We start from the raw sequence: 20,399 nt of genomic DNA, 5'->3' as shown, positions 1-20,399 counted from the left end.
ACACAGTATCACTCCTTTGCTTATTATAGTCTTTTGACCTTTTTAAGATACAATCCGGATTGGATACTGAGTTGGTGAGTATAAAAGTATAGCTTCTACGTCATACCGCTGCGGTATCTCTTAGCCGCTAACAAGTAGCGGGATGACGATTGTCGGTGAATCTAAGTTACCTTAGCTACATTTCTAGCTGTAACTATAAATGTATGGATTTTTTATCGTGCCATGTTATAATTAACGTCTTGCTAAAAATTAAATATTGATGAATGAACTAAGAAAGTTAAGTATTACACAAATGCATGACGGGCTCAAAAAAAAGAGTTTTTCTGCCGTTGAACTCGTAGAGGCGCACATCAGTGCGGTTGAAAATGAGAAATTAAATGCATTTATAACAAAAACCCCAGAGATAGCAATGAAAGCTGCTAAAGCTGCAGATGAACATTTCTCTAGGCAAAAGGATGATTTAATCTCGCCGCTCATGGGTGTACCAGTTGGCATCAAAGATCTATTCTGTACAAAAGGAATAAAAACAACAGCATGCTCAAAAATGCTGGAAAATTTCGTTCCGACTTACGAATCTACGGTGTCTGACTTGCTTTTAAAAAGTGGAGCAGCCATGCTCGGTAAGCTTAATATGGATGAATTTGCTATGGGTTCTGCGAACACAAACAGCTATTTTGGCCCTGTCGAAAATGTGTGGATTAGAAAAAGTGATGGGGAAAAAGTTGTTCCTGGTGGATCATCTGGTGGATCTGCAGCATCGGTGGCTGGATTTTTATGCGCTGGAGCACTAGGGAGTGACACCGGTGGATCTGTGCGCCAACCAGCAGCTTATTGTGGAGTGGTTGGAATAAAGCCAACTTATGGAAGATGCTCGCGTTTTGGTATGATTGCATTTGCGAGTTCTCTAGATCAAGCAGGAGTCATTACTCGTTCTGTCTCTGATTCAGCATTAATGCTGGAAGCAATCTGTGGCTATGATACAAAAGATTCAATATCAAGCGAAAAGCCAGTGCCTAAATTTTCTAGCTTTATAAATGGTGATGTCAAGGGTAAGCGTATTGGTATACCAAAAGAATATAGGATGGATGGAATTTCAGAGGAAATAGTCCATAATTGGGAGAAAGTTGCTTCCTATTTAAAAGAAAATGGCGCTGAAGTTGTTGACGTTACTCTGCCACATACTAAATATGCAATACCAGTCTATTATTTAATTTGTTCTGCTGAAACTTCATCCAATCTTGCTCGTTATGACGGTGTGCGTTATGGGTTCAGGGTTGATGCTGATACCCTTGAAGAAATGTATTCACTAACAAGAGCAGAAGGTTTCGGTAAAGAGGTGAAAAGAAGAATTTTAATTGGCGCTTATGCGCTTTCCTCAGGTCATTACAATGAATATTACGAAAAAGCACAGTGTATCAGGGCATTAATCAGAAATGATTTTATAAAAGCGTTTGAAAAAATAGATTACATACTTGTGCCATCTGCTCCAACAGAAGCTTTTGGCTTAAATGAAAAGCCAGATCCGCTAATTATGTGCATCAATGATGTGTTTACTGTGCCGGCAAGTCTGGCAGGATTGCCTGCTATTTCTGTTCCTGTTGGGCTCTCCAATGAGGGTTTACCACTTGCCTTGCAAGTGATTGGAAATTATTATGATGAAGCTGGAATATTAAATGTGGCAAGTGTGATAGAGCAAAATTGCGGCAGAATAATTAGACCTCTTGCATAATCTATTTTTTGATAGTAATTTTTGCATTAAAATTTGCTTACGCTCCTCAACGTACTCTATGGTTCCATTTTTAGATGAATAGCAAAAACAGGGTATATTAATCTGTTTACAAAATTTTCGTGTAACAGTTCACACTTAATTAAACAGACTGAATTCTGTAATTTTGGGATGTTGAAAAATTTACCTCACGTTGTCATTCCAGCGCATAACGCTGAAATCCAGATTTATAGAAACGAAAAAACTTGCTTGACGTCTGGTAGAGACTCATGACCTTGAAACCAGCGATTTGGTCTCATAACCATAGTCTCCCCAAAAGAACCGTGCTTGCGGATTTCCCGCACACGGCTCCACAATACAGCGTTCACACTAGTGCTCCTGTGTATAAAGAAACATATACCTTTGGTTTTGGTAATGGATTTACTTTTAAATAGTGTATAAATTGTTCCCAATCCATACTTTTCTTTTGACTACGTCGGTTTATCCACTTAAATGCTAACTTTGTTACCGGTCGATAGAATTGAATCAAACACCGATAATTTCCGCTAACTCCGAAGTAGCTATAGTGTCCTGTTAGTTTGGCTTTAAGTTTCTGCCACCAATCTTTGAGACAGATACGACTTCGTACCATCTTCAACCATTCTTTGATTTCTTTAATCTTTCTGGCTAGGCTTATTTTTGAAGTTTTCTGCTTCATCATAAGTTTACCATTACGACTTTTTCCACAATAATGTGTAAATCCTAGAAAGTTGAAGCTAGCCGTCCTACGTTTCTCTCTTTCTGCTTGATACCATTCTTTCTTACCAAACTTTACTATTTTTGTTTTATTTTCAGCTATTTCCAACCCAAATTTACTTAGTCTTTGTTTCAGTAATTCTAGAAATTCTTTTGCGTCTTCTTCCCTCTCGCAGCCAACTACAAAATCGTCGCAAAACCTTATTAGCTGTAAATATCCTCTGGCTTTTGGCTTAAATTTCTTTTCAAACCATAAGTCCAGCACATAGTGTAAGTATATATTAGCTAATACAGGGCTTACTATACCACCTTGTGGTGTGCCTTGATCGGTTGCTTTATAACATCCAACTTCGACTATTCCTGCCTTTAGAAATCGTTTTATTAACCACAATAAATTTGGGTCAGCTATTCGTTCCCTTAGACAATTCATTAGCCATTTATGTTGAACATTATCAAAGAACTTCTTGATATCCACTTCTACAATATAGTTAATTGGTTTGTGCATAACTGCTTTATCTAGAGCGTTTATCGCCTGATGACAATTTCTTCCTGGTCGAAATCCATACGAGCTGTCCATAAAGTTTGCTTCATAAATATTTTCTAATATCTTCTTTAGCATTACCTGTACCAACTTATCTTCCGTTGATGGTATTCCGAGACCGCGCTTCTCTTTGCTCCCGGCTTTGGGTATGTATACCCTTTTCACTGGTAGCGGTTGATATTGTTTTCTCTTCATACTATCCACTAGTGTTTTAAGTTTCTCTTCTAGATTTTCTCCATAAGCTTCCACTGTCACACGATCTATACCACAAGCCTTGTTGCGTTTTAGTTCCTTATAACACTCTGCAAGATTCTCTTCATTAATCAAATGAACTAATGATGTAAATTTTACTCGCTTATCTTGCTTAGCCCTTACTGCTATCTGGTTTAGTTTTCCTTGCATACTCCTCCAATCTCTGTTGTATTGGTATAGCAATCCCTATACCAGTCACTATATTGCTAACCGCTTCCCCTTGTATGTGCCTTTCCCACACTCCGAGTACTATCAGTTAGTCCGACTTCCTTTGCATCTTCCTCCAGTCCTCGCCTTTATTGACTTGTTCCAGAGTACCCTTACAGGAATACAAAGGATCTCCCAAGTTCACGTAAGGTCCATCTCAACACATGACGCGGCCTTCGATCCCGATGAGGTGAGTAATATCTTGCCTTAGCGTTATTACCCATGTTGCCTTCCACCAAATGTAAAGTGTCAGCCCCCATGACGCGTGAATTACGGGACTCAATACCTTCACTTTCGTTGCACCCTATGTTGTCCATTCCATTAGCTTTACTACGCTCGTTACCTTACGCAGCATAATGGTTTGTTCCAGGTTGCCGGCTAAGCTTTACCCGTGTTGGATTTTCACCAACTGTTCCTTACGCACTTCTTGGCGCACACATTTTGCCAACCCCCTTATTATGATGTGTAGTACAATGATACAAATTAAGAATTCCCCCATCCTGTGCTGGTTCTTCGATCTGAAATCCTACTTCTACCTGATCACAACCAATGTTAATTTGTCCTATTAATGCTTTAATAATGCCGCGCTTAGTTTGCCAATCTAGCTGTTCCAGGTTCGATTTTACACTAGAATAAAAATTCTTTATGCTATTTATAATAAGACTTATTCCTTTTTCTACTGCCTTCTGATCAACTACCTTTTTTTCTCTTCTTCTATCCCTTGTAAGCGTTCTTTCATTTTTCTCATTGTCTGTTTAAATTCTTCCTCGCTTATATATCCTTTCTCTCCTGCATTTTCTTGACTATAATAATCTTCCATTAATTTTTCGATACCTTCTTTTATTTGATTTTCTCTTCTTGCAAACTTTTTCTCTGATGATTCATCATTTTTATTTTCTAATACTCTACGTTGGTATTCCTTTTTTATCATCTCTGGGTTTTTTAGTACATCTTTCACCTTTTCCCATACTGACCTTACCCAGAAAAAGTGGAGAGAAAGAAAAGAGTTTTTTCGGGTAAAATAAAATTTTGGAGGATTAGAAATGGTAAGAGAATATACGGCAGAATTCAAATTGGAAGCTGTTAAACTGGCAAATGAACAAAGAAAGGCAGGTCAAACAATTACAAAAATAGCAAGAGATTTAGGAATAAAGGGTGGTTTATTAGGAAAATGGATGAAGAAATATAACGAAAAAAAGTCAGCGGCAAATGCATTTCCAGGTAGAGGTAACATGGCTCCTTACGACAAAGAGAGGTTTGATTTACAAAGCAAGAGTAACAAGGGAAAGAGACATTTAAAAAAAAGCCCTGGCCAGTCAAAAAGAGTAAAATATTTTTTTATATAGTAACTGCTATAAAGTACAGGAATTATGTAGGATTTTCTGCTAGTGGCTACTATAAGTGGACCACAAGAAAAATAAGCAGTAGAGAATCAGCAAATAAAGAGCTACTCGAAGCTATTCAAAAAATATATCAAGTTTCTAAATGTAGATATGGAGCTCCTAAAATTCATGCTGAATTGAAGGCTTTGGGTAAAAGTTGCAATTTGAAAACGGTGCAAAGTATTATGCAGAAAAATGACATCAGGGCTATACTGAGAAGAAAGTTTAAAATTAAAAAACAACAAACAGATAATAGAGCTGTAGCTCCCAATATACTAGATCAAAACTTTATTGTTGATCAACCAAATAAAGTATGGGATTACTTACATCAAAACCAAGGAGGGATGGCTATATTTGGCAGCAATAATTCTCACGTATGGTAGTTAATGAGTAGTGCAATAAATAAACAATTGGTTATGAACTCTTTATTAATGGCCATTAATAGGCGTAAACCTGTTAAAAATCTACTGCTGCACAGTGACCAAGGTTCACAATATACTGCGCAAGGGTATCAATATCTCTTAGCTGTAAAGAATATAGATGAGTAATAAAGGCTGTTGTTACGACAATTCTGTTGCAGAAAGCTTCTTTAGCTCATTGAAAAGAGAAATACTTATTGATACTTCACAACACTCTGCTCAACACACTAGAACTGCAATATTTGAATACATAGAAATTTTTTATAACAAACAACGTCACTATTAACTATTGCATTCCAGAACAATTTGATGCATCATTCTTTTTGTGAAAAACATTCCACACTTTCTCTCCACTTTTTCTGGGTAAGGTCAGTTTCCATTTGGTTCAAACTCGGATACAATTTCCCCAGAGCTGGGTAATCTCATACCAGAACCATCTGCTGCAATAAGTCTATAGCCTCTCCAACTCAGGTTCATCCTGATAGGCTGTTTGGATGCTTAAATTCTTGAAAGCCTGTATGGCAAATCTTATATCTTGCTTTAGAAAAAGCTTGCTTTGAGGGTACATGTCAATGGCTCCATAAGTTCACATTCTATTCCCAAACTTTTTTTAACTAACTTTAAAATCATAGAAAATACTGTCGAAAAAGGAAGTTTTCTTGTTCGTGTAAAACTCAACACAATGGATTTTCTGAAAAGTTTTCGAGTATATTATATTTTTAATTTGTAGAATAAGGTTTTTTCCTTTTTGCATATTTCACCTAAAAAGGACACATTTTAGACTTCTTTGTTGAAATAAAACAGAAACAAAAGTGCTGTCCCTTGCACTCTTTGGATAATTTAATGATAAAAAATTTGGAGAGAAATTTTATACACTATCGCTGATATTTTTCCTTAAGTTGACGCCATTGCCTGAACGGATACATGACAAATCTATCGTTTATCAAATCGTCGGTAAGCCTAAAGCTATAGCCATTAAGCACGATAAAGAAAATCATTCATAATCGCTATAGCAACTAGTGTAGACACTTGACGTTCCTTGTGATTTGATAAATAGAGGTTTTTATCTGACTTCACAACAAGGGCTTCTGGATGACTTTGAAAGTGAACATTACCATGCTTATCTTCAATAGCCTCTATTACCCCCTCACTGGAAAATGCTGCAACTTTATATCCAAGTGACTCCAATTTTCTTCTATTTTCTGGTGTATTACTTACTGCTCCTGAATGAGCATCTGGAAAATATGTTGAAAACCAGCCATTTTCATTAGGTATTAGGAATTTGGCTACTACTTCTGCTAAACGACTATTTGGAACGATCTTTATCTGCTGGAGAGGTACATCCTCTTTCTGTGGATTAGGTGCTGATTTTAAATGAGATCTTCGTTTCTCTTCATCACTCACAACACTCACTATTTCAATTCCCTTTGCATTCATTATGCCTTCACATATGCCAAGTAAATGAATTGCAGGGTTATCATCAACTATTTTTACAATTGCTTCAGTAACAAGCTGGCGATAAGGAGTGGGTGCTGAGTGTAAATTATCCGGAATAAATATTCTATTTATTTTGTGCTCTTTAACAAACTTTGCAACTTCAACTTTTATTCGGTCTAATGTTAGCTTCTTTGCCAATGTTTCATCTTGTTTTGCGAGATTAAGTGACTCTGTCTGAATTTTTTTAAGGCTAATTATCTTATTATAATCAATCAGTACAGTCTTAACCACAAAGTTATTAAACATCTCATAGATATTTTGAGATAGCCCAAGTTCATGTGCTTCTTCCGTTTTCAACAAACCAACAACTACGTCATTATTTACTGTATTTTCTGCCGTCAAGACAGTTGACGCTGGTTCTTCTTTTCTGGTTACATGTTGAGATGCCGGTTTTTCACTAACGCCAGCATAAGTAATATTGCTTAATAATAGAACTATAATTAATAAGATATTAAATAGTTTATTATAATATTTATATACTATGACTTGCCTCCCTAATATTTATATTACGATATAGAGTATTTTATAACAAAAAGGCAAGTTTGCCAAGAAAGAGAAGGTGGCCTGAGCAGGAATCGAACCAGCGACACAAGGATTTTCAGTCCTTTGCTCTACCAACTGAGCTATCAGGCCAACTGTATACTTTTATTTTTAGATAAAAAATGTTATTATGTCTATCAAAAGTTTTTAAAGTAGTTTATAAAAATAAAGGATGAACATTAATGACAAAATAGGAATCTACCCTGGCACATTTGACCCTATAACTTTTGGGCATCTTGACATAATCAAAAGAGCGTGTAAACTAGTCGATAAATTAATAATAGGAGTTGCAGAAAACGTTAATAAGCATACTGCCTTTGACACAAAGCTACGCACAAGCATGGCTGAAAATGAAATCAAAGGGCTAGGAATTGATGCAGATGTTATATCTTTTAATGGGTTGCTAGTGAAGTTTGCCAAAGAGCAGAATGCTTCTGTTATTATTAGGGGATTAAGAGCAGTATCGGATTTTGATTACGAGTTTCAAATGAGCTGGGTAAATTATAAACTTCTTCCTGAAATCGAAACCATATTTCTTCCTGCTTCTGAAGATACTCAATTTATCTCATCAAGCTTTGTAAAGGAAATAGCAAGATTAGGAGAAGATGTTAGCAAATTTGTATCAAAAGGTGTTCAAAACGAATTGATTAACCTGAATAGGATAAAAAATGGAGAATAGTGCTTGTTGTTTTTTATTTCTGAATGGGTATATTCAATATATAAAATGTTATAAGCTAAAGGAGCAGCATGTCAAAAGTGAGGGTTAATAATAGAAAAGTTTGTTGTTATGGTGATGAGAATGATGAGGGTTCCGGCCATCCATTAATATATTTAGATATGGGAGAAGAAGAGGAAATAGCCTGCCCTTATTGTGAAAAGACGTTTGTCCATGACTGCACTGTAGAAGCGGTTGGGGAGCTGACTAGGGATGAGCTCTAATGGCACTTCTGCAGACTTAGCTTATGTAAATAGCAATAAGAGGGGCAGTAAAAATGAAACTGTCCATACGGTCGAGCACTCCCCCATGGCCAGGTATCATATTTCCACTATCTTTAACACCGTAAGCTCTTTTAACAAGCGACTCAGTGAAATCGCCAAGTTGCGCTAGAATAGCAATTGCAAGGCCAATGATTGGAGAATAAAAAATTGAAAATAGACCAAAAAATATTGATCCAAAAATTGTGCACACTACTCCAGCTAAAATCGCACCAAGAAGTCCTGCCCAAGTTTTTCCAGGGCTAATAATTGGGCAAATTTTAGCTCCACCAAAATTCTTGCCAAACAGGTAGGCAGTAACGTCAATTCCCCAAATGGTTAAGACGAACCATACTAATGCGTATTTTCCCTGTGGTAGATTATATAAATATATTAATGAGGCGCTTGGTAGTGCAATCAATAATAATGCAAAAACGTATAAAATTTTGTTTCCCTGGGTTAGATTATACCATTCAAAAGAAGATAAAACTGCTATCGAAAAAATCAATAGGTAAAACGATAAATCACTGAAATATGTAGCAAAAGAAAATATGAATAATATTACTATTGAGGACAATATTCTAACTATAAAATTATTATCTACCATATTTCTTCTCTCTTTTTGTATAATCTTCTAATGCTTTGCTCAAATCTTGACAAGAAAAATCAGGCCACAAAGTATCACAAAAATACAATTCAGCATAAGCTGCTTGCCATAATAAAAAGTTGCTTAACCTTTTTTCGCCACCAGTGCGAATTAATAAATCCAATTTTGGCAAATCTTTAGTATATAGAAACTTTTCAAATTCCTCTTCTGATACATAAGCAATATTTTCTTTTATAATATTGCTTATAGCTTGTGTAATTTCTTGCTTTGCTCCGTAACTGACTGCCACAGTGAGTAATAAACCATCGTTCTTATGTGTCATTTCTTCTGCTTTTTTAATTTGATCCAATATTTTACTGGGTAACAGACTTAAATTGCCAATAAAATTCAACTTAATGTTACAATTGTAAATGAAATTGACTTTATCTTCATTAGTTAAAACGGAGTAAAATAAATCAAATAGACAGTCAGTTTCGTTTTTAGGTCTAAGCCAATTCTCCATAGAGAATGCATACAAAGTTAAGTAGGGTATAGTTAAGTCCGTACAATACTTGGCAATATCGTATGCAACTTCACTGCCCTTTTTATAACCATCAATTTTTACCCTTCCTTGATTGTTCGCCCATCTACCATTACCATCCATAATAATTGCTAAATGTTTCGGTAAAGATTCTTGATTCAACATTTAAATTTAACCTAATTTTGACTTGAGTGAAATTTTTTGGATTTCAATGGACACCTGGAAGGTGTCAGCTACTTGCATGACAGGAAGAGAGTTACTGTAGTGACACCAATAGTTGATACTTGAATGCAAAATTGGTGTCATCCCAGTGCTCCGACACTGGGATCCAGGAAATTTGATTTCAAACAAGTGCATCAGATAGTTGTATAGTAAAGACTGGATTCCAGTGTCAAACACTGGAATGACATCATTTGCTATGTAAGCTTTCTCCATATCATTTAGTGATTCAGTATATCCTTTTCTTTGATGGACAATTCACCATCAATCTTTTTTATATTATCATCAGTAATATTTTGTATTTCCTTCTTAGCACCATGAAAATCATCTTCTGAGATTTCTTTATTTTCCTTCATTTTTTCTGTTTCTTCCATAATATCTCTACGTATATTTCTAATGGCAATCCGTGCATTTTCAGCAAACTGATGCAATAATTTCACTAATTTTTCACGGGTTTCTTGTGTCAAGTCCGGAAGAGCTATACGTATGGTGCTACCCTCGACAACAGGATTTAAATTCAGGTTAGCATTTAATATAGCGTTTTTCACTTCACCTACAACACTAATGTCCCAAACTTTAATTGATAGGGTTTTGTTATCTATAACCGAAACGCCTGCAACTTGATTTAACTTTTGATGCCCACCATAGATGTTTACAACTATACCATCAAGCAAAGATGCACTAGCTCTACCAGTGCGTACGCCTTTAATATCATCATGAAAGGACTGAATAGTTTTTAGCATTCTTTCTTTTGTTTTAGCTTTTATTTCATTTAACATAAATTACCTACTGTTTACAATCTGAAACTATAGTATAAGTACCTTGACCCTTAATAATATTGACTATTTTTTCTCCCTTCAAAGAAAAAACTATAATTGGAATAGAATTCTCACGAGCAAGTGAAATTGCTGATGCATCCATAACTTTTAAATCACGAGTCAATAAATCCGTGTAAGAAAGCCTATCATACATTACAGCATCCTCATTTTTTTTCGGATCAGCGGAGTATACACCATTTACTTGCGTACCCTTTAGAATAACATCACAATTCATTTCAACAGCACGTAAGGCTGCAGCTGTATCTGTAGTAAAAAATGGGTTGCCTGTGCCTGCTGCAAAAATTACCACTCTACCTTTTTCTAAATGACGAATAGCTTTCCTTCTGATGTAAGGTTCGCATACAGTGGCCATGGGTATTGCAGATAATACCCTAGAAGCTACTAAATTTTTTTCTAAAAAGTTTTGTAAAATTAAAGCATTGATTATAGTTGCAAGCATTCCAATATAATCACTGCTTGCTCTTTCACAACCACTTAAAGACGCAGATGTGCCACGAAAGATATTACCACCACCAACAACAATACATACCTGAACTCCAAGATTACAAACTTCAACTATGCCTTTAGATAACTCACCTATAGTCTCCATATCGTGACCAAATTGCTTTGATCCCATCAAAGCCTCACCAGAGATTTTAAATAACACCCTGGAATATTTTATTTCGCTTTTTTCATTTGTTGAAATAAACATTTTTTGCTATTTAATCTGCATCACCCAAAACAAGTAACTTGTAATTAGAGAGTTTAACAGCACTCAACTCGCTTGATTTTATAAAATCAGAAATCTTCATCTTATCATCCTTTATAAATTTTTGCTCCAGTAAAACAACTTCTTCATAGTACTTAGCCATTCGTCCATCTACTATTTTTTTTGCTACTTCTTCAGGTTTATTTAAGCTCCTCACTTGCTCTTCAATTATAGAACGTTCGTTGTTCAACTTCATTTGATCTAAATCATCTATAGACAAAGCTTCAGGCTTCATAGCAACTACATGCATAGCTATTTGTTTCCCAATCTCTTGTAGCTTCGCCTTATCACCAGATGATTGCAATGCAATTAAAGCACCAATCTTACCTAAGCCACACACATCACCATGTACGTAGCCAGCAATAACTCCATCCTTAGCTTCTAAGTAACAAAGCTTGCTTAACTCTAGCTTCTCACCAAGAACTGACGTACCATTCATAATAGCTTCCTGCACTGTGCCAATGCTTTCATACTTGGCATTTTTTAACTCATCAACGCTAGTACAGCGTTCTTGATGAGCAATTGATGCTAAATTTAAAACTAACTCTATAAATTTCTCATTCCTTGCGACAAAATCGGTTTCGCAATTGAGTTCAATCAATACACCACAATTTTCAGTCAAACACATAGCAACGAGCCCATCTGAAGCTACTCTATCAGATTTTTTGTCAGCTTTAGCAAGACCTATTGTACGTAACTTATCAACGGCTTTCTTAATGTCACCATCACATTCTTCTAATGCTTTTTTACAGTCACTTAAGCCAAGCCCTGTTCTATCACGTAATTCTCTTATATCATCTGGATTCATCTTCATTTGTTACTACCTCCCTTTCTTCTTCTTTGTAAACTTTACTACGTCTCCTTTTAGTTTGCACAATACCATCTTCTTTTTCTTGAATAAACTCATCACCCCTTATATCATCAATCTTAACTCCAGATTTTGCTAGACTAGACTCTATTCCAGCTAATATAGAGTCGGTAGCTAATTTACAATAGAGCTCTATTGATTTTCTTGAGTCATCATTTCCAGGTATTAGATAAGTAATACCATCTGGATCAGAATTAGTATCAAGTATTGCAACTATTGGAATTCCTAACTTCTTAGCCTCCTTAACCGCTATATGCTCTTTATTAGTATCAATGATGAATAAGATATCAGGAATTGCTCCCATTTCTCTAATACCGCCAAGCGCCTTATCAAGCTTTTGCTTTTTCTTTTCAATGTTTCCCAATTCTTTCTTTGTTAAAATGCTATCCTCGTCATTTAATATTTTCTCATATTGCATCAAGGTTTTTATCGAAGAAGAAACAGTGCCCCAATTAGTAAGCATACCACCAAGCCAACGATGATTCACATAATATTGACCACAACGAATCGCTTCACTTGCAATAATATCAAAAGCTTGAAACTTTGTACCAACAAATAGAATGCGACCACCTTGAAATGCAACGTCATATAAAGCCTTCATGGCCACCTGTAGCAATGGTAGTGTTTTTCGCAAATCAATTATATGTATACGATTTTCTTGATGCACTCCATATATGTATGGAGCCATTTTTGCGTTCCAGCGACTAATTTTGTGACCAAAATGTACACCAGATTCAGCTAAATCACGCACAGTGACTTTAGGCAAATTTGTCATATATCATTCCTCCAAATAGTTTATCTTCCATGGCATAACCCTAATGGGACTACTTGTATAAGCCATGTGTGAAATTAAATTATTTACATAGTAATAGAAAAGACAGCAAAGCGCAAACAAAAAATATTGACAAAGGGCAACATGTTTATTAGCTTTAAAGTTGAAGCCCGAAAATGCTAAAAAGAAATTAGGGGGGTGTAGCTCAGTTGGTTAGAGCGCATGCCTGTCACGCATGAGGTCGTGAGTTCAAGTCTCATCACTCCCGCCATATTAGTTTTAGCATAACTTAGAATTCGCAGTATTATTGCCGGTATTGAGAAACGCCTTCACCAAACTTGACATGGCATGGTATTGTAATTAATACTTAAATAGGTTTGTTTTTATCATTAACAATTAGGATTAAATATGCTCATTTCTGAAGTTTTTGCAGCAGATGCAACTAGCAATACATCAAGTATCGGCGCATCTTTTGCTAGTTTTATTCCACTGATTTTAATATTTGTGGTATTTTATTTTCTCATTATTCGCCCGCAACAAAAAAAACTAAAAGAACATAGAAAGATGATAGATCAAATAAAACGTGGTGATACAGTCATTACTTCTGGTGGAATAATAGGTGAAGTTAATAAAGTTGATGAGGCAAATGCACAATTTATAATAGAAATAGCACCAAAAGTTGAGATAAAAGTTCTAAAGTCCGCTATATCTGAGGTTTTAAGCAAAGAAACTCAAAAAGTAGCAGCTAAACCAATTAAAAAGGTAAAATCGAAAGAATGATAAAAAGAATATAAATCAACCAGTAATAAAGGCAAAAATGCTTAACATGTTTAGAAAAAAGTTTGTTTGGTGATCCATTTGTGTGCGGAATATTTGGTGTAGTAAGTAGCGGTGATTCAGTAATACCAACCTTACTAACTGGGTTACAAAAATTGGAATATAGGGGATATGATTCCTCAGGTATAGCAATCATAAATAATGAAGGCGAGATAGAAGTCAAAAAATCAGAAGGTAAAGTCGAAAGGTTATGTGAAGTTGTTGATGACAGCAAGATGTCTCACAGTACAGTTGGTATAGCACATACTCGCTGGGCTACACATGGAGTCCCAGGCCTTAAAAATGCTCACCCCATTCGTACAAATAATGTTGTTGTTGCTCATAACGGCATAATTGAGAATTACAATCTGCTAAAAAAGGGTCTAGAAGAAAGGGGCATGTCATTCCATACTGACACTGACACAGAGATCATACCAAACATGCTAACCTTATATCTTGATGAAGGATTGTCGCCAATTGATTCTCTATTTAAGTGTTTAAACAACTTACATGGCTCATTTGCCTTGGTCTTATTATTTGCAGAATATCCAGACGCCTTATTTGTTGCGAAGAGAAATTTGCCTTTAGCAATAGGCTATAACTGTAACACAGTGTTTGCTGCATCTGACTCTAATGCTTTAAGTGCATTTGTGGAAAGAATATCGCATTTGGAAGATGATGACATTGCAGTGATAAAATCTAGTGGAGTTAGTATATACAACAATGGTACACAAGTTAAACGCAGTATAGAAAATAGTAGTCCAAGTGATTTTCTAATTAGCAAAAATGGTTACCCTAGCTTCATGTTAAAAGAGATTTTTGAGCAACCGCGTGCATTAAACAAAACAATAAATCAATTTTACAAGCAATATAAAGAGGTAATATTTGCTAACAAAAAATTGTTTTCTGAGCTGAGTTACATTACTATAGTTGGATGCGGGTCATCTTATTTTGCTGGGCTAATAGCAAAGTATTGGCTGGAAAATGTCGCTCAAGTTCGAGTATATCTAGAAATCTCATCAGAATTTAGGTATAGCAACGTCAAGCTGGAAGAAGGCAGCATTGGGTTATTTATCTCTCAATCTGGTGAAACTGCAGATACCATAGAAGCGCTGCGTTATGCAAAATCACAGAAGCAAACAATCATTAGTATAACTAATACATTTAGCAGCAGCATTGAAAAGATCTCAGATATTGTGTTACATACTCTTGCTGGGCCAGAAATTGGTGTTGCTTCAACAAAAACCTTTTCTGCGCAACTTGCAACTTTAGCATGCTTTGCCGTGGAGCTTGGAAAAATAAAAGGTGTACTGGGTGGAGAGAGAATAAAACAGCTAAGCAACGCTATTAACTCTATTCCCGAGTATGTTGAGCACGTTTTGAATGTGATGAAAATACAACATATATCGGGCAGTATATTAGAACACAATAACGTTATTTTAATCGGCAGAGGAAGTTCATACGGAGTTGCAATGGAAGGCGCATTGAAAATAAAAGAGCTTTCATATATCAATACAACTGGTATTGCAGCGGGAGAAATGAAGCATGGTTCTATTGCTTTAATAGACTCTACTGTGCTTGTTATAGCAATTATCCCTTATGATGATTTATTCTTTAAAACGCTATCTAATATACAAGAGATTATTGCAAGAAAAGGCAAAGTAATTGCCTTCAGTGATAAACAAGGAGCGCCATTCCTAAGGGGAGTTTGCGCAGATGTGGTGCAACTTCCAGACACTGATAATTTTATCTCTCCAATCATCTACAGTGTTGCTATGCAATTCCTTGCTTACTTTACTGCAGCAAAAAAAGGGTTAGATGCAGATTGTCCAAGAAATTTAGCTAAGTCTGTCACGGTTGAGTAGTCCATTTAAAGTTAAAGCTAAACTTCTAATTAAGGTAACCAGACTGCATTCTGTGATTTTTAGCAAAACACGATACACAATCGTCATTCCGCTACTAGTTAGCGGAATCTATGCCGAGATACCGCGAATGAATCGCGGTATGACGGTTCGCGGTGGTATGACGGTTAAGTAATTCGTCATCCCGCTGCTTGTTAGCGGGATCTAGAGATACCGCGGCGGTATGACGGTTCGCGGCGGCATAGCTATCTTCAAAAATATGGTTGAATAATTGTTAATAATAGTGTATAATTATTAATATTTTTAAGCACTTTGGCTATGGCTTTATCTAAGTTTCTCGACCCTAAGCTGGATTTAACCTTCAAAAAAATATTTGGCACTGAAAAAAATAAGAATATTCTCATACATTTTTTGAATGATATTTTAGGGTTTACCGAGATAAATACTATACAAGAAGTGGAATTCCTCAGTACTATAATGGATCCTGAAATTGCCTCTGATAAGCAAAGTATAGTTGATGTTCTTTGCAGGGACTCTAGTGGGGCTAGGTATGTGATTGAAATGCAGCTCACTCGCGATAAAGGCTTCGAAAAACGAGCTCAACTATATGCTGCTAAGGCTTACTCAAGGCAAGCTGATAAATCTGGTAAGTACATTGATTTAAAGAAGGTTTTCTTTATTGCTATCTCTAATTGTAATTTATTTCCTGATAAGCTTGATTATATATCCAGCCACACTATAAGAGATGAGAAAACCAATGAGCATGACTTAAAAGATTTTCAATTTGTATTTATTGAACTACCTAAATTTCCTAAGAATAAGGAAGAACAGCTAGAAAGCATAGTGGATCGTTGGTTATTTTTCTTCAAATATGCAGATGAAACTACGGAAGAAGACTTAAGGAAAATAGCAGAAAAAGCACCAATAATAAAGTTAGCCTACGATGAATTAGACAGGTTTAGCTGGAATGAAAAAGATTTAGTAGCTTATGAAGAAAGAATAATGGATCTACGGAAAGAAGAAGCCATTCTTGAATACAGACTTGACCTTGCTACTGAAAAAGGCATCCAAATTGGCGAAGAAAGAGGCATCAAAATCGGTAAAGAGGAAGGGAAAATTGAAGGAAAAATCGAAGGAAAAATCGAAGTCGCAAAAGCAATGCTGGCTAACAATGTTGATGTCAACACTATTGTCAAATTTACTGGCCTTTCTATTAGTGAGATTGAAGAATTAAGTGTGAACGGTTACTAATTAAGAACTTTAATTATCAATCATAAATCACTGAATTTCGCTAGTAAATTTGTTGCCATTGTCCATATTGCACAATTGTATATAAGATATAGTATAACAATAGTGTCCGTTCAGCTAAGAGGTTGTCCGGAAACAAGTAAAAGGCTATAATATCTGAAATTTTAGTACGGGGTAAAGATGAGAAAAAAGTATCCAACAGATCTAAGCGAAAGGGAATGGGCAAGAATAGAAAAACACTTCAGAGTATCATACAAGAAAGGAGGAAGGCCGCCAAAGTATAGCAAAAAAGAAATATTAGAAGCAATTTTCTATGTATTGCGTACAGGGTGTCAATGGCGGTATTTACCAAATGATTTTCCGCTATGGAAGACTGTGTATGAGCAGTTCAGGCAATGGAAGAAGCAGGGAATTTTTGAGAAAATGAATTATGAAATTACAAAATATAGTAGAAGAAAAATAGGAAGGAATGAGCAGCCGAGTGCCTGTATAGTAGATAGTCAATCTGTAAAGACTACAGAAAAGGGGGGATCAAAGGCTATGATGGAAGTAAAAAAGTAAAGGGTAGAAAAAGGCATATAATTACAGACACTCAGGGTTTTATACTAGGTTGTTACGTAGGCGCTGCTAACGAAAATGATAGAGATGGTATTAAAATAGCATTAAACAATATGAGAACAAAATATACTAAAGTTAAAAAAATGTGGGCTGACATGGGATACCAAGGAAGAAATTTAAAGAATCACATAAAGGAAGAATATGACATAGATATTGAAATTGTTAAAAGGCCTCCATGTAGATTTTGGGTGCACAAAGATACGCCACCTGAGCTACTACCAACAAGAGAACAAGGGTTTAAAGTACAGCCAAGAAGATGGGTTGTAGAAAGGACTTTTGCTTGGGTTAATAGGAATAGAAGGCTATCGAAGGAGTATGATTTACTCACAACATCCACTGAGAATTTCATATACCTAGCTATGAGTAGGGTTATGTTAAAGAGGGAATATGCTTGAATTTACTAGTTTCCGGACAACCTCTAACTTTGCTATTTTTCTCTCTAGATTCTTGCAAAGTTCTACAAGATTAACCACATTACCTCACGGTTTCTCTATGATTATTTTTTTAGATTACTTGTTTACCTTATTTGCCGTTCTCCTGAACGAATATACATAAGCTATAAAAACTATCTAATAGCTACCCAAAACCCTTATTTCCCACTCAAGTTCAACATTAAATTTATCCTTTACTGCATCTTTTACTTTGTTGCCAAGGTTTTCCAAGTCAGATGCAGTTGCATTATCGTAATTGAGCAAGAAGTTACAATGTTTCTTAGAGATTCTAGCTCCACCAATATTTAACCCTAGGCAGCCAGATTTATCAATTAACTCCCATGCTCGGTAGTTTTTTGGATTTTTGAATATGCACCCAGCAGTTTTTCCTCTTATTGGCTGGCTTTTATTTTTCCTCTCAATAACTTCCTTTAACCTTTGCAGTATAAGCTCATACTCTGAGTTTACTCCTTTAAACTCAGCTTCAACAAAAATCCAATTTCCTTTTAGGCTATGTCCACGGTAAAAATACCCCATTTCTTCGTTGGAGAACTCATATAGGTTTCCATCCTCTAGATTCACTGCTTTTATGGATTGTACAACACTTGCGATATCACTACCATATGCACCTGCATTCATTTCTATTCCGCCACCAACTGTTCCTGGAATTCCAACTAGAAACTCCAACCCACTAATCTGCTGATTTCCCGCAAAGTGAGCAAGGTTGCTGAGCAGCACAGCTCCCCCAGCTACAATAGAGTTGTTACCCTTACTTTTAATATATGCAAACTCCTTACCTAATTTTACTGTTATTCCTCGAATGCCACTATCTCGCACTATTATGTTGGATGTTGCACCAATAACGCTAACTGGCAGTTCAGTATTTTTAATCAAGTATGTTAAATCTTCAATATCACATGGTTTAAATAATACATCAGCTCGTCCACCAACATTTAACCACGTCGCTTTAGACATTAAGACATCATAACGATAGATTCCACGTACTTTAGGTAAGCTTATAAGCATTTTGATTTCAACTCTAATCCTGCATCCATACCCATTTTCTCCGCATCTTCTATAAATGAAGTGCGCTCAGTGAAGTATATATTTTTTCCACTTGCTAACATACAACGAAGGTGTAGCATATTTTCGCTCACATATTCAGCCAAAGCTGCAAGTGGTGTAAAACATGAACCATTCACTGTCTTCATAAAACTGCGCTCTGATTTCACTCCTATAAAAGACATATTATTATTAATTTTCTCTAAAAGATCGATAATTTTTACATCATTCCTTCTACATTGAATACAAACCGCCCCCTGCCCCACTGCACTTAACATAACTTTTGGTGGCAATACCTCTGTAATCAAGTGATGTTTTTCTAATCTTATGAGTCCTGCTTCAGCTAGAATTATTCCATCAAAACTTTGATTTTGCAATCTGGTTGTTACATTTCCACGTAGCGGTACTATATTTAAATCTGGTCTAACATTTAACAACTGAACTTTTCTTCTTATTGAAGAAGTGGCAATAGTAGCCTGCTGTGGCAAAGACTCAAGGCTATTGTGTTTATGAGAAATAAACGCATCGCATGAACTTAGCCTTTCTAAAACACAAGGAATTGTTAAACCCCCTGAGAAAAACGCAGGCATATCTTTTAGCGAATGAACTGCCATGTCTATATTATTTTCGAGCAATTCAGTCTCAATTTCTTTAATGAATAATCCTTTGCCTCCTATTTCAGCAAGATTTGCGTTTGCATACTTATCTCCAGAAGTTTTTATTTTAACAATTTCAATAGATAAGTTAGGAAAAGAATCCAGCAACTTTTGTTTTGCTTCCAAAGCCTGGGCAACTGCAAGCTTGCTTCCTCTGGTACCTATTTTGACTAGCATGTGTACGATTGTTTGTCTGATGTCATTCAAGTAGCTGACTACTTGGATCCAGTTTAATTCATTATATAAACCTTTGCATTTATTGTACTTTAACTTAAAACCAAAAGCAACTTTGACTTTACAAAATAATAACCTTTTATATGCATAAATAAGCTTACTGGATTCTAGTACTTGCATGACAAGGTATAAACCTTATCGTCATACCACCGCGAACCGTCATACCGTCACGGTATCTCTAGATCCCGCTAACAAGCAGCGGGATGACGGTTGTCGTTTAGCTATAAATATTAAAAAATTTACCAAGCGAAAAAAAGGCAAAAGAAGCCCCGTGGTGGTTGGCTATTTACTATGTACTAAAATATCGGCGTTTTTTTTATTCTAAAACGCTTGATTAAGAGCGATTTAGCTGCTTTTAACTTGCAACTAACCTACATCGCAAGTGTTTAAGAAATTTACTAAGCAGGAAAAAAGGCAAAGAAACCCCGTAGTAGCTAGCATTCAAATTCTCCCTTGTCAATTTGACGTTTTTTGCTGTCTTAAACGCTTTGTAAGCGCGTTTCGGCTTATATAGGTAAAAACCTAAAAATTTTTAAAGACATGCGATGCACGTAGTGCGAAAAATTAAACATGAGACGCCAAATACCCTAAGTTTTTTGTCATTAACCTGCACAGATTGCGAAGA

Annotated in this window: 24 protein-coding genes, 2 tRNA genes and 1 pseudogene; 12 read left to right on the top strand and 15 right to left on the bottom strand. The window is 35.9% G+C overall.

All coding sequences use genetic code 11. The annotated features are described in order from the left end of the window. Positions 1-259 precede the first annotated feature (259 nt). A complete protein-coding gene (gene gatA, locus ABWU74_RS02160; protein ID WP_010962643.1) occupies positions 260-1,729 on the top strand; it encodes an Asp-tRNA(Asn)/Glu-tRNA(Gln) amidotransferase subunit GatA in 1,470 nt (489 codons plus the stop codon). A 361-nt stretch (positions 1,730-2,090) separates the two neighbouring features. Here the strand turns inward: gatA and ltrA are convergent, their stop codons facing one another. The 3 genes from ltrA to ABWU74_RS02145 all read right to left on the bottom strand — a co-directional run bounded on the left by ltrA (position 2,091) and on the right by ABWU74_RS02145 (position 4,419). After that, a complete protein-coding gene (ltrA, locus tag ABWU74_RS02155) occupies positions 2,091-3,404 on the bottom strand; it encodes a group II intron reverse transcriptase/maturase (protein WP_006280268.1) in 1,314 nt (437 codons plus the stop codon). Next, a complete protein-coding gene (locus ABWU74_RS02150) occupies positions 3,367-3,495 on the bottom strand; it encodes a hypothetical protein (protein WP_353289250.1) in 129 nt (42 codons plus the stop codon). The genes ltrA and ABWU74_RS02150 overlap by 38 nt, the downstream gene beginning before the upstream one ends. Before the next feature lie 660 nt (positions 3,496-4,155). After that, entirely contained in the window at positions 4,156-4,419 is a 264-nt protein-coding gene (locus tag ABWU74_RS02145; protein ID WP_010082214.1) for a hypothetical protein, read from the bottom strand. A gap of 85 nt (positions 4,420-4,504) precedes the next feature. Between ABWU74_RS02145 and ABWU74_RS02140 the strand changes: the two genes are divergently transcribed. From ABWU74_RS02140 to ABWU74_RS02120, 4 genes are read left to right on the top strand one after another with little or no spacing between them, the layout of a single operon-like run. Next, on the top strand, positions 4,505-4,807 hold the full coding sequence (locus ABWU74_RS02140; RefSeq protein WP_209472831.1) for a transposase: 303 nt from the start codon (positions 4,505-4,507) through the stop codon (positions 4,805-4,807). Then, positions 4,792-5,226 carry an IS3 family transposase gene (locus tag ABWU74_RS06685; RefSeq protein ID WP_144078574.1) on the top strand — a complete coding sequence of 145 codons (435 nt, stop codon included), beginning with the start codon at positions 4,792-4,794 and terminating at the stop codon, positions 5,224-5,226. Before ABWU74_RS02140 ends, ABWU74_RS06685 begins: the two co-directional genes overlap by 16 nt. Before the next feature lie 3 nt (positions 5,227-5,229). Then, positions 5,230-5,391, top strand: coding sequence for a DDE-type integrase/transposase/recombinase (locus ABWU74_RS02125; protein ID WP_010082071.1), 162 nt, complete (start codon positions 5,230-5,232; stop codon positions 5,389-5,391). Next, positions 5,384-5,548 carry an IS3 family transposase gene (locus ABWU74_RS02120; protein ID WP_084741697.1) on the top strand — a complete coding sequence of 55 codons (165 nt, stop codon included), beginning with the start codon at positions 5,384-5,386 and terminating at the stop codon, positions 5,546-5,548. The genes ABWU74_RS02125 and ABWU74_RS02120 overlap by 8 nt, the downstream gene beginning before the upstream one ends. Before the next feature lie 89 nt (positions 5,549-5,637). On the opposite strand, the pseudogene ABWU74_RS02115 reads toward ABWU74_RS02120, so the two are convergent. The 3 genes and pseudogenes from ABWU74_RS02115 to ABWU74_RS02105 form a co-directional block, all read right to left on the bottom strand. Then, positions 5,638-6,016 (bottom strand): annotated as a pseudogene (locus ABWU74_RS02115) (IS4 family transposase); the annotation flags it as partial. A 221-nt stretch (positions 6,017-6,237) separates the two neighbouring features. Next, complete coding sequence (locus ABWU74_RS02110; RefSeq protein WP_353289363.1) at positions 6,238-7,101, bottom strand: gamma-glutamyl-gamma-aminobutyrate hydrolase family protein; 864 nt, start codon at positions 7,099-7,101, stop codon at positions 6,238-6,240. Positions 7,102-7,319: 218 nt separating this feature from the next. Then, positions 7,320-7,392, bottom strand: a tRNA-Phe gene (locus tag ABWU74_RS02105). A gap of 79 nt (positions 7,393-7,471) precedes the next feature. On the opposite strand from ABWU74_RS02105, the gene coaD reads away from it, so the two are divergent. Next, entirely contained in the window at positions 7,472-7,978 is a 507-nt protein-coding gene (coaD, locus tag ABWU74_RS02100) for a pantetheine-phosphate adenylyltransferase (protein WP_006279325.1), read from the top strand. Positions 7,979-8,046: 68 nt separating this feature from the next. After that, complete coding sequence (locus ABWU74_RS02095; RefSeq protein ID WP_209472782.1) at positions 8,047-8,238, top strand: zinc-finger domain-containing protein; 192 nt, start codon at positions 8,047-8,049, stop codon at positions 8,236-8,238. A gap of 16 nt (positions 8,239-8,254) precedes the next feature. Here the strand turns inward: ABWU74_RS02095 and ABWU74_RS02090 are convergent, their stop codons facing one another. From ABWU74_RS02090 to rpsB, 7 genes are read right to left on the bottom strand one after another with little or no spacing between them, the layout of a single operon-like run. Next, positions 8,255-8,881 (bottom strand): phosphatidate cytidylyltransferase, encoded by a 627-nt coding sequence (locus ABWU74_RS02090; RefSeq protein ID WP_209472786.1) that lies wholly within the window; start codon positions 8,879-8,881, stop codon positions 8,255-8,257. Continuing rightward, positions 8,871-9,566 (bottom strand): polyprenyl diphosphate synthase, encoded by a 696-nt coding sequence (gene uppS, locus ABWU74_RS02085; protein ID WP_006279327.1) that lies wholly within the window; start codon positions 9,564-9,566, stop codon positions 8,871-8,873. The genes ABWU74_RS02090 and uppS overlap by 11 nt, the downstream gene beginning before the upstream one ends. Positions 9,567-9,572: 6 nt before the next feature. Continuing rightward, the gene (locus tag ABWU74_RS06680) at positions 9,573-9,836 is read right to left on the bottom strand and encodes a hypothetical protein (protein ID WP_010962657.1); all 264 of its coding nucleotides are present in this window, start codon (positions 9,834-9,836) and stop codon (positions 9,573-9,575) included. 5 nt (positions 9,837-9,841) lie between these two features. Continuing rightward, positions 9,842-10,399 carry a ribosome recycling factor gene (gene frr, locus ABWU74_RS02075; RefSeq protein ID WP_010962658.1) on the bottom strand — a complete coding sequence of 186 codons (558 nt, stop codon included), beginning with the start codon at positions 10,397-10,399 and terminating at the stop codon, positions 9,842-9,844. 7 nt (positions 10,400-10,406) lie between these two features. Further along, a complete protein-coding gene (gene pyrH, locus ABWU74_RS02070; protein WP_369800793.1) occupies positions 10,407-11,144 on the bottom strand; it encodes a UMP kinase in 738 nt (245 codons plus the stop codon). 16 nt (positions 11,145-11,160) lie between these two features. After that, positions 11,161-12,021: a translation elongation factor Ts gene (gene tsf, locus ABWU74_RS02065; protein WP_070356839.1), complete on the bottom strand. Its 861-nt coding sequence runs from the start codon at positions 12,019-12,021 to the stop codon at positions 11,161-11,163. After that, on the bottom strand, positions 12,002-12,850 hold the full coding sequence (gene rpsB, locus ABWU74_RS02060; protein WP_010962661.1) for a 30S ribosomal protein S2: 849 nt from the start codon (positions 12,848-12,850) through the stop codon (positions 12,002-12,004). The genes tsf and rpsB overlap by 20 nt, the downstream gene beginning before the upstream one ends. Before the next feature lie 191 nt (positions 12,851-13,041). On the opposite strand from rpsB, the gene ABWU74_RS02055 reads away from it, so the two are divergent. From ABWU74_RS02055 to ABWU74_RS02035, 5 genes are all read left to right on the top strand, one after another. Next, a tRNA-Asp gene (locus tag ABWU74_RS02055) sits at positions 13,042-13,118 on the top strand. A 137-nt stretch (positions 13,119-13,255) separates the two neighbouring features. Next, positions 13,256-13,627 carry a preprotein translocase subunit YajC gene (gene yajC / locus ABWU74_RS02050; RefSeq protein ID WP_010081840.1) on the top strand — a complete coding sequence of 124 codons (372 nt, stop codon included), beginning with the start codon at positions 13,256-13,258 and terminating at the stop codon, positions 13,625-13,627. Between the two features lie 80 nt (positions 13,628-13,707). After that, positions 13,708-15,528 (top strand): glutamine--fructose-6-phosphate transaminase (isomerizing), encoded by a 1,821-nt coding sequence (gene glmS / locus ABWU74_RS02045; protein WP_353286553.1) that lies wholly within the window; start codon positions 13,708-13,710, stop codon positions 15,526-15,528. A gap of 315 nt (positions 15,529-15,843) precedes the next feature. Further along, positions 15,844-16,776 (top strand): Rpn family recombination-promoting nuclease/putative transposase, encoded by a 933-nt coding sequence (locus tag ABWU74_RS02040; protein WP_015589057.1) that lies wholly within the window; start codon positions 15,844-15,846, stop codon positions 16,774-16,776. A gap of 177 nt (positions 16,777-16,953) precedes the next feature. Continuing rightward, a protein-coding gene (locus tag ABWU74_RS02035) for an IS5-like element ISWpi1 family transposase (protein ID WP_209472412.1) occupies positions 16,954-17,786 on the top strand; the annotation gives its coding sequence in 2 pieces (ribosomal slippage) (positions 16,954-17,323 and positions 17,323-17,786; 834 coding nt in all). Between the two features lie 174 nt (positions 17,787-17,960). Here the strand turns inward: ABWU74_RS02035 and murB are convergent. Both murB and hemC read right to left on the bottom strand, forming a co-directional pair. Next, on the bottom strand, positions 17,961-18,848 hold the full coding sequence (gene murB, locus ABWU74_RS02030) for a UDP-N-acetylmuramate dehydrogenase (RefSeq protein WP_209472776.1): 888 nt from the start codon (positions 18,846-18,848) through the stop codon (positions 17,961-17,963). After that, positions 18,839-19,717, bottom strand: a complete 879-nt coding sequence (gene hemC / locus ABWU74_RS02025) for a hydroxymethylbilane synthase (protein ID WP_010962666.1) — start codon at positions 19,715-19,717, stop codon at positions 18,839-18,841. Before hemC ends, murB begins: the two co-directional genes overlap by 10 nt. Between the last annotated feature and the right edge of the window lie 682 nt (positions 19,718-20,399).

The sequence above is a fragment of the Wolbachia endosymbiont (group A) of Paraperithous gnathaulax genome, assembly GCF_964028485.1.
Classification (GTDB): domain Bacteria; phylum Pseudomonadota; class Alphaproteobacteria; order Rickettsiales; family Anaplasmataceae; genus Wolbachia; species Wolbachia pipientis.
Note: the sequence above shows the minus strand (reverse complement) of the source record. Positions and strands in the feature narration are given on the sequence as shown.

Excerpts from the sequence above, each read along its gene's own strand:
- ltrA (WP_006280268.1), bottom strand. The coding sequence starts at position 3,404 with ATGCAAGGAAAACTAAACCAGATAGCAGTAAGGGCTAAGCAAGATAAG.
- murB (WP_209472776.1), bottom strand. The coding sequence starts at position 18,848 with ATGCTTATAAGCTTACCTAAAGTACGTGGAATCTATCGTTATGATGTC.
- ABWU74_RS06680 (WP_010962657.1), bottom strand. The coding sequence starts at position 9,836 with ATGGAGAAAGCTTACATAGCAAATGATGTCATTCCAGTGTTTGACACT.
- uppS (WP_006279327.1), bottom strand. The coding sequence starts at position 9,566 with ATGTTGAATCAAGAATCTTTACCGAAACATTTAGCAATTATTATGGAT.
- ABWU74_RS02095 (WP_209472782.1), top strand. The coding sequence starts at position 8,047 with ATGTCAAAAGTGAGGGTTAATAATAGAAAAGTTTGTTGTTATGGTGAT.
- yajC (WP_010081840.1), top strand. The coding sequence starts at position 13,256 with ATGCTCATTTCTGAAGTTTTTGCAGCAGATGCAACTAGCAATACATCA.
- ABWU74_RS02090 (WP_209472786.1), bottom strand. The coding sequence starts at position 8,881 with ATGGTAGATAATAATTTTATAGTTAGAATATTGTCCTCAATAGTAATA.
- ABWU74_RS02125 (WP_010082071.1), top strand. The coding sequence starts at position 5,230 with ATGAGTAGTGCAATAAATAAACAATTGGTTATGAACTCTTTATTAATG.
- tsf (WP_070356839.1), bottom strand. The coding sequence starts at position 12,021 with ATGAAGATGAATCCAGATGATATAAGAGAATTACGTGATAGAACAGGG.
- coaD (WP_006279325.1), top strand. The coding sequence starts at position 7,472 with ATGAACATTAATGACAAAATAGGAATCTACCCTGGCACATTTGACCCT.
- gatA (WP_010962643.1), top strand. The coding sequence starts at position 260 with ATGAATGAACTAAGAAAGTTAAGTATTACACAAATGCATGACGGGCTC.
- ABWU74_RS02140 (WP_209472831.1), top strand. The coding sequence starts at position 4,505 with ATGGTAAGAGAATATACGGCAGAATTCAAATTGGAAGCTGTTAAACTG.
- frr (WP_010962658.1), bottom strand. The coding sequence starts at position 10,399 with ATGTTAAATGAAATAAAAGCTAAAACAAAAGAAAGAATGCTAAAAACT.
- rpsB (WP_010962661.1), bottom strand. The coding sequence starts at position 12,850 with ATGACAAATTTGCCTAAAGTCACTGTGCGTGATTTAGCTGAATCTGGT.
- ABWU74_RS02120 (WP_084741697.1), top strand. The coding sequence starts at position 5,384 with ATGAGTAATAAAGGCTGTTGTTACGACAATTCTGTTGCAGAAAGCTTC.
- hemC (WP_010962666.1), bottom strand. The coding sequence starts at position 19,717 with ATGCTAGTCAAAATAGGTACCAGAGGAAGCAAGCTTGCAGTTGCCCAG.
- ABWU74_RS02040 (WP_015589057.1), top strand. The coding sequence starts at position 15,844 with ATGGCTTTATCTAAGTTTCTCGACCCTAAGCTGGATTTAACCTTCAAA.